Source organism: Geobacter sp. PheSNFMC (assembly GCF_059620965.1).
On sequence record NZ_JCAMRN010000104.1, the window covers coordinates 1 to 8175 of the forward strand.

Here is an 8175-nt window from a genome sequence, read left to right on the forward strand (position 1 = left end):
CGGCCCACCACGCGGCACGGGCCCTGCGGGCACTGGGGCACCAGGTGATCCCCTTCGAGAGCGAACGGCTGGCCGTGGCCATGGATTTCGGCAAGGAATTCATCTTCAACCAGAGCCGCCGGGCATTCCACGCCGGGATCACCTCGCTCCTCTCCCAGGCGGTTGAGCTGCGGGCCCGGGAAACCCGGCCCGACATGATCCTGGCCCTGGCCCAGGCGCCGCTCCTCCCCGAGACCATGAAACGGATCGAGGCCCGGGGAATCCCCACCGCTTTCTGGTTCGTGGAGGACTACCGGGTGCTCCCCTACTGGCGCGATTCAGCGCCGGCTGCGTCCTATTTCTTCGGCATCCAGACGGACAACTTCGCCGCCGAACTGGCCCGGGCCGGGGTTACCCGCTATGCCTACCTCCCCACCTGCGCCGACCCGTCGGTCCACCGGCCAACGGAACTGACCCCGGCCGAACGGGAAGAGTTCGGCAGCCCCCTCTCCTTCGTGGGGGCCGGCTACTACAACCGGCAGATATTCTTCAAGGGACTCACCGACTTCCCCTTCCGGATCTGGGGGAGCGACTGGCCCTTCCCGTCGCCCCTGGTCCCCTTCATCCAGCGGGGCGGCGCGCGAATCGACACGGAGACCACGGTCAAGATCTTCAATGCGTCAGCCGTGAACCTGAATCTCCACTCATCCACCACCTGCGACGGGGTGGTGCCCGACGGAGACTTCGTAAATCCCCGGACCTTCGAGCTGGCCGCCTGCGGAGCCTTCCAACTGGTGGACCGCCGCGCGCTCCTGCCGGAACTGTTCGACCAGGGAGAGTTGGAGACCTTCGGCAGTCTTGATGAGGCACGGGAAAGGATCAGCCGCTTCCTGGCCGATCCCGAGGCTCGACGGGAGGTTGCGGGACGCGGCATGGCCCGGGTCCTGGCCGAGCATACCTACGAACACCGCATGGCGGAACTGGTGGCCCTCATGACCGGAACCTTTCCCCACCTGGCCGAGCGGGTCCGGCAGCGGGCGGACCGGCGGGACGAGATCATGGCCGACCTGGACCGGCATCCCGGGCTCGGCGACCTGCTCGGCACGCTGCCCGACCAGCGCTGGTTCACCCTCAACGATGCACTCGGCACCATCGTGACCGGCCAGGGGAAACTTTCCCGGGCCGAAAAGCTGTTCCTCATGCTCCAGAACGTCGAGGTCCTCTGGGAGAAAATTCCGGAATGAAAGAGATCGCCCTTCTCGCCATAGCCCGGTACGGGGACCTGATCCAGACGACACCGCTGGTGCGGGCGCTGCGCCGCGCCCACCCCGGCGCCCGGATCACCGCCATCGTGGAGGACCGTTTCTGCGGCATCCTGCCGCTGCTCCCCGGCATCGACCGGACCATCGTCCTCAACAAGCAGGACATCGCCTGGGACATCGCCACCGGCGAATCGCCACTCGCCCCCTACCTCAAGATGGATGAGTTCGTGCGGAAGCTGGAGGAGGGGAGCTACGACCTGCTGGTCAACATCACCTGCTCGCGCCTCTCCGCCTTTTTCGCCTCCTGCGTCACGAGCCGGCGCCGCACCGGCATTTCGGCCGACGAGACAGGGGAGCGGAACATCGTGACCCTCTGGGGGCAGTACATCTTCAGTTGGTTCAACGACAACATCCGCAAATACAACGCCATCAACCTGGTGGATATCTTCACCCGGCTGGGCGAGGTCCCCCCCGACGGATGCCGGGTGGAACTGGTCGCCACGGAGAAGGGGGAGCGGTTCGCCGACGACTTCCTGAACCGGCACGGGCTCAAGGGACAACGCCTCGTGGGGCTGCAACTGGGAGCCAGCGAGGCGACCCGGATCTGGCCCGCCGAGCACTTCGCCCGCATCTCGGACCGGCTCCAGCGGGAGCTGGGGGTGCGGACCATCCTCTTCGGGGCTCCCGTGGAAAAGCACCTGGCCGAGCAGGCCCTGGCCGCCATGGAGCTGCCGGCCGTGGACGCGGTGGGCGAAACCGGGATCGAAGAGCTCTACTCCCTGGTGGGGCGTTGTGCAGCCCTGGTCTCCAATGACACCGGCACCATGCACTTCGCCGCCGCGGCCGGTGTGCCCGCGGTCATGCTCTGCATTGGCCCGGCCTTTTTCCGCTGCACCGGCCCCTACGGCGAAGGGCACCTGGCGCTCCAGCCCGACCTGCCCTGCTCCCCCTGCCCCTACAGCCTGGTCTGCGCCGATCCGGTCTGCCGCGACACCATTTCTCCCAAGGCGGTCTTCTCGGCCTGCCGCATGGTCCTGGCCGGCTCCGGAGAATTGGGGAATGCCGATTTTGCCGGGGTGAGGGTCTACCGGAGTTCGTTTGCCCCCGACGGGTACCTGACATGGGATGGCCTGTTCAATGTGGACGCCCGGGACGAAGAGCAGGTCAAGCGGCGCGAAACCACCTGGAAGGGATGCTTCGACGGAAGCGCGAAACGGTGCGGGGCGCCCGGCGACGAGACCCTGCGGACCTTCTGGGAGCTCACGGGACAGGGGATTGAAACGACAGAGGCCATCATCCGGGCGGCCCGGGAAAAGCCTCTGCCCGTGGACGAGATCCGGCGCCTCGGTGAGAAGGAGTCGGCCATCGAGGCGGAGGTGAAGCTCATGGGCTATCGCCACGGGCCCCTGGCCCCGGTCACCGAATTCCTGACCCTCATGCGCGAAAACATCACCGGCGAAGAATTGGAGCGGATCGCGCGCCAGACGCGCGCCCTCTACGAAACCGGGCGCTGTCTGGCGGCACTGCTGTAGCTAAAGTTTTCCGGCCCGCGGCCGAAACGATATCATAGCGGACCATTTTCGGGAGAGGTACCCCATGATCAGACTGACACGTCTCGACGGCGATGTTTTTTTCGTTAACCCGGATCTCATCGAGGCCATCGAGGAGACACCGGACACCCATGTCGTGCTTTCCAATGGCCGTCGCTACCTGGTCATCGAAAAGACCGACGCCATCGTCGCCCGTATCATCACGTTCAAGTCATCGGTCATGAAGCGGGCGCTCGGCGGCCACGGCCGCAAGTATCTCCGGCGTAAGACGGAGGGGAGCTACCTTCCCCGCTGCCCCCTGAAACCGGACCATAACACCGACTAACAGGAAAGGTCAGGCGACGTATGGACATAGCGACAATCATAGGCCTCGTCATGGGATTCGGGGCGGTGTTCGGCGGGGCGCTGCTGGAAGGTTTGCACCTGACCGCCCTCATCCAGCCCACGGCGGCCATCATCGTGCTCGGCGGCACCTTCGGGGCGGCGTTCGTCAGCTTCCCCATGAAAACGATCATTGGCGCGGCCAAGGATATCAAAAAGGTATTGATGCCGGCCCACAACGACCCCGAGCGGGTTATCAAGGACCTGATCGGCTACGCAGCCAAGGCCCGGCGCAATGGTCTCATATCCCTGGAACAGGAAGCCCAGAACGTGAAGGACCCCTTTACCAAGAAGGGCATCTCGCTCGTGGTGGACGGCATCGACCCCCAGAAACTGCGGGAAACCCTGGAAATCGAGGTTACCTACTACGAAGAACACTCCAAACAGAGCGCCGAGTTCTTCGAGGCGGCCGGCGGCTACGCCCCCACCATCGGTATCATCGGCGCCGTGCTCGGCCTCATCCACGTCATGGGCAACCTGTCGGACTCGTCCAAACTGGGGGCCGGCATCGCCGTGGCCTTCGTGGCGACCATTTACGGCCTCATGGTCGCCAACATCATCTGTCTTCCCTTCGGCACCAAGATCAAGCACGGCATCAAGGAAGAGCTCGTGTGCAAGAACATGATCATCGAGGGGCTCATCGCCATCCAGAATGGCGAAAACCCCCACTTCATCGAGCAGAAGCTCAAGGCGTTCCTCCAGCACGGCGCCGGCGACAAGAAGGGATAGCATTCCGTCATGGCCAAGCCGAAGAAGCATGAGAAAGAACCCAACCACGAGCGATGGCTCGTCTCCTACGCCGACTTCATCACCCTGCTGTTTGCCGTGTTCGTGACCCTCTACGCCATGGGGCAGTCGGACAAGGAAAAGATCGAGCAGGTCATGCAATCCATGCGGGAATCGTTCGGGTTCACCGCCGCCGGTTCGGCGCCGCGGCCCGCCGTCCTGGATTCGTCCGACCTGCGGGTCATGCCGTCCATCGCGCCGGACCTCAGCAACAAGGGACGGAGCCAAGGCAAGAATGCCGACGGCAAGGGGAGGATCCGGGCATCGGAGAAGGATTTCCAGGCCATCAAATCGTCCATCGAGGCGTATCTCATCAAGCAGGGAGCCCAGGACAAGGTCAATGTGGGCATAAACCGCCGGGGACTGGTGGTGAGCCTCAAGGAGGCGGGCTTCTTCGACTCGGGGAGCGCCATTGTCAAGGAAAGCGCCTATCCGCTCCTGGCCAAGGTTGCCGAGTCCCTGGCCGCCTACTCCAACCCGGTCCGGGTGGAGGGGCATACGGACACCATGCCGATCAGCTCGGCCCAGTTCCCCTCCAACTGGGAACTCTCCACGGCCCGCGCCACCAACATCGTCCACTACCTGACCCGTTCCTACGACTTCGATCCCGGCGCCATCTCAGCCGCCGGCTTCGGCGAATACCGCCCCATCGCCGACAACGGCACCACCGAAGGCCGCTCCAAGAACCGGCGGGTGGATATCGTCCTCCTCTCCGGCGAAGGGGAGCGGGGAGAACCGGAGAGGGTGCAGTAGCCCCCCTGCGGCCGCGTCTTTTTCCTTTTTTCCCCGTCAACACGACAACAGGCTCCGTGCGGGAGGAATCCGCACGGCTCAACCGCCCACCGCCGCCAGCGCGGCATCCCGCACTCCCCGCAGATCAAGCTTGCCGGTGCCGAGAACCGGCAGCGCCTCCACCGCCACGTAACAGTCCCGCGCCGGCTTCCAGAGATTGGGCAGCTCGCTCTCCGTCATGAACCGGTGGAGCGTTTCGGCATCCCCTGCATCGGGGGTGTAGACCACTACCAGCTTTTCCCCCCTTTTCTCATCAGGGACACCGGTCACCGCCACAAGACCCGCCCGGCCCAGGCGGGCATGGAGGGCATCCTCGGCCGCACCGTGGGGGACCATCTCTCCGGCTATCTTGCTGAAACGGGAAAGGCGGTCGGTGATGTGGAGAAAGCCGTGGTCGTCCAGGTACCCCAGGTCGCCGGTGACGTACCAGCCGTCGCGGATGACCCCGGCGGTCTTCTCCGGCTTGCCGAGGTAGCCGAGCATGACGTTGGGGCCCGTGACGAGGATCAGTCCCGTCACCCCTTCGGCAACCGGCTCAAAGGTTTCAGGCTCCACGATCTTCACCACCACGCCGGGGACGGGCAGCCCCACGCTCCCCTCCCGGAAACCGGCCTGGCGGACACCGTCGACCTCCACGTCGGGCAGTGACAGGGAGATGACCGGCGACAGTTCGGTGGCGCCGTATCCTTCCATGGGCCGGATGCCGAACTTCTCCTGGAAGCTGTCGGCCAGTTCAGGCTTCAGTTTCTCGGCCCCGGTGATGACGAGCCGCAGCGAGGCAAAGTCCTCCGGCCTTGCCCGACGGAGATAGGCCATCAGAAAGGTGGGGGTAGCGATGAGGAGCGTCGACCGCCGCTCCCGGACCGTTGCGGCAATGGTCTCGCCGTCCAGGGGATTGGTATGGTAGACCGCGGAAAAGCCGGAAAGAAGCGGCAGCCAGAGTGTAGCGGTGAAGCCCAGGGAGTGGAAGAACGGCAGGGCCGAGCAGATGTTGTCCCGCCGGGTGGCGCGAAAGACCATGCGGAGCGCCTCCAGGTTGGAGATGACGTTGTGGTGCGACAGCATCACCCCCTTGGGTTCGCCGGCGCTGCCCGAGGAGAAGATGACCGTGGCCGGCTGGTCGGCGCTGAATCCGGCCTGCCCGGCCAGCAGGCGCAGGGGCAGAAAGCGGGCCTTCAGGAACGCCAGTCGCTTGTGGCCGCCGGTCAGGCCGGCCAGGAGGTCCTCCACGTACAGGACTCCGGGCAGTTCCGGCAGCGAACCGAGCTTTTCCCGCAAGCGCCGGGAGGTTATGGTTACCCTGATGCCGCACTGGTCAAGAGATGAGCGTATGCCGTCGGCTGAAGCGGTGTAGTTGAGATTTACCGGTACGGTGCCATTGAGGGAGAGGGCGATGTTGACCAGGGCGCCCGCCACGGTGGGGGGCAGACAGATTCCTGCCATCTCCTGCCCGGCAGTGAAAGGCTTCAATGTGGCCGCCAGGGCGACGGCGCCGGCCAGGGCCCTGCCGTAGGTGAGTTCCCGGCCGCCGGTGTCGGCCACGGCGGGGCGGGACCAGTTCTCCCGGGCGGTCTCGGCGAAAAGCTCTCCCAGCGGCCGCCGCCGGGGCTTTCGGGTCTGGAACCAGGCGCAGGAGAGCTCCATCACGGCCCGGCGCACGTCGTGGGCACTGCTCCCCGCCCGGAGCGGCGCGCCGAAGAGGACCGTCACCCGGTAGGGGAGAAGCGACGGGAAACGGGAGAGGAGCTTGCCGTGGGCATACGAGAGGATGCTCCCCCACGCACCGCCGATATAGACAGGGATGATGGGATGGTTCGTCCCCTTCACGATCCGCTCGAAGCCCCCCCTGAACTGGTTGAGCATGCCGTTGCGGGTAATGGCCCCCTCGGCGAAAATGCAGACCAGGTATCCCTCGTCCAGTGCCCGGCGGGCGTTCGCGATGAACTCCAGAAGACCCTTCCTGCCGTCCTTCGACGAGACCGGAATCACCCCCATCAGAGAGCAGAGCTGCTTCAGAAGAGGGGTACGGTAGATTTCCCGCTCCATGACAAAGCGGATCCGCCGCTGCTGCGTGGCGATGAGCAGAAGCGCGTCGAGCCAGGAAACGTGGTTGGCCACCAGGAGCGCTCCTCCCTCCACCGGCACGTGGCGGTTATCGATGACGGCAAGGCGGTAGCAGAGCCGCATGGCAACCAGGGCCACGAAGCGGAGCAGGAAATCGGGGAGCACCCGGAGCGTTACCAGGGTGAGCACAAGGGTGATGGCGCCCAGAACGCCGAAGCAACCGGCGGGCGAGATTCCCAGTGGCCCGGCGAGGACCCAGAGTAGTGCCGACGCAAGGAGCACGCCGACCCAACTGAGGAAGGTTGAGGCGGCAAGAACCTCCCCGCGCCGGTCGGCGGGAGCGCGGAGCTGGATGAAGGACTGGAGCGGCACGATGAAAAGCCCGGCACTCATCCCGAACAGGGTCACTGCGGCCAGGACGGAAGGGAGATGTGCCGGTAACGTTGCCAGCAGGAACGAGCAAAGGGTGAGCCCCGCGGCGCCGATGGGGACCACGCCGAATTCCACCGTACGCCCCGAGAGACGCCCCGCAAGCAACGAACCGGCGCCGATCCCCACGGCAGCGGCCACGAAGAGATAACCGCTCTGCTCCTCGGACAGGGCCAGGAGCTTCATGCCGTAGGGCAGAAGAGCAAGCTGGCAGAAGGCCCCCACAAACAGAAAGTAGGCCGCGCCAACCACCGCCAGCAGGAGATACCCGTCATGCCTCAGGCTCCGCAGGGTACGCCAGTAGGCGGCCGGAGAAAACGCCACCGGACGCTCCGGCGCGGCGGCGCGGGTCTCCGGCAGGGTGCGGGCCACCAGGTATCCGCACAGGGCCACTGCCACGCCGGCCAGCAGCGCAACGCCCTGGCGGCCGCCGGCCAGTTGAACCAGAAACGGAGCCAGGGCCGTCCCCCCCACGATGGCCAGGAACGACCACATCTCCAGGAGGCTGTTGGCCCGGGAGAGCTCCTCCCGCGCCACCAGTTCCGGCACCACCCCATATTTCGCAGGAGCAAAAAGGGCGCTGTGGGTGCCCAGCAGAAAGATCACCACTCCCAGCAGCAACGGGCTGGCAACCAGGAGGCCAGCCACGGCCAAAAGCGCGATCCCCACCTCCAGGACCTTCACCCGGACGATGATTCGCCCCTTGGGGAACCGGTCGGCAAGGGAACCGGCCAGGGCCGAAAAAAGGAGGAACGGGGCCACAAAGGCGGCGCTGCCGATGGCGGCCACGGTTGCCGCCCGTTCCTGGCCGAAATGGCCGATGAGGAAAAAGACGATGGTCAGCTTGATGACGTTGTCGTTCAGCGCCCCCAGGGCCTGGGCCAGATTGAGGCGGTTGAAGGCCGAAGGAAGCACGGCTGTTCCGGTGTCTG

The 8175-nt window shown here is 65.4% G+C and carries 6 protein-coding genes; 5 read left to right on the forward strand and 1 reads right to left on the reverse strand.

Annotation, left to right across the window (positions count from 1 at the left end; all coding sequences use genetic code 11):
* The 5 genes from AC6CDK_RS17180 to AC6CDK_RS17200 all read left to right on the forward strand — a co-directional run.
* Window positions 1-1223, forward strand: a 1223-nt coding sequence (locus AC6CDK_RS17180) for a CgeB family protein (protein ID WP_496639932.1), incomplete at its 5' end; no start/stop codon positions are given.
* Window positions 1220-2773 (forward strand): glycosyltransferase family 9 protein, encoded by a 1554-nt coding sequence (locus tag AC6CDK_RS17185; protein WP_192905364.1) that lies wholly within the window; start codon window positions 1220-1222, stop codon window positions 2771-2773. The genes AC6CDK_RS17180 and AC6CDK_RS17185, both read left to right, overlap by 4 nt.
* 64 nt (window positions 2774-2837) lie before the next feature.
* On the forward strand, window positions 2838-3116 hold the full coding sequence (locus AC6CDK_RS17190) for a flagellar FlbD family protein (RefSeq protein ID WP_039646760.1): 279 nt from the start codon (window positions 2838-2840) through the stop codon (window positions 3114-3116).
* A gap of 20 nt (window positions 3117-3136) precedes the next feature.
* Window positions 3137-3901: a flagellar motor protein gene (locus AC6CDK_RS17195; RefSeq protein ID WP_039646762.1), complete on the forward strand. Its 765-nt coding sequence runs from the start codon at window positions 3137-3139 to the stop codon at window positions 3899-3901.
* A gap of 9 nt (window positions 3902-3910) precedes the next feature.
* The gene (locus tag AC6CDK_RS17200; protein WP_039646764.1) at window positions 3911-4711 is read left to right on the forward strand and encodes an OmpA/MotB family protein; all 801 of its coding nucleotides are present in this window, start codon (window positions 3911-3913) and stop codon (window positions 4709-4711) included.
* A 78-nt stretch (window positions 4712-4789) separates the two neighbouring features.
* Here the strand turns inward: AC6CDK_RS17200 and AC6CDK_RS17205 are convergent.
* The coding region (locus tag AC6CDK_RS17205) for an acyl-[ACP]--phospholipid O-acyltransferase (RefSeq protein ID WP_496639933.1) at window positions 4790-8175 on the reverse strand (3386 nt) is incomplete at its 5' end.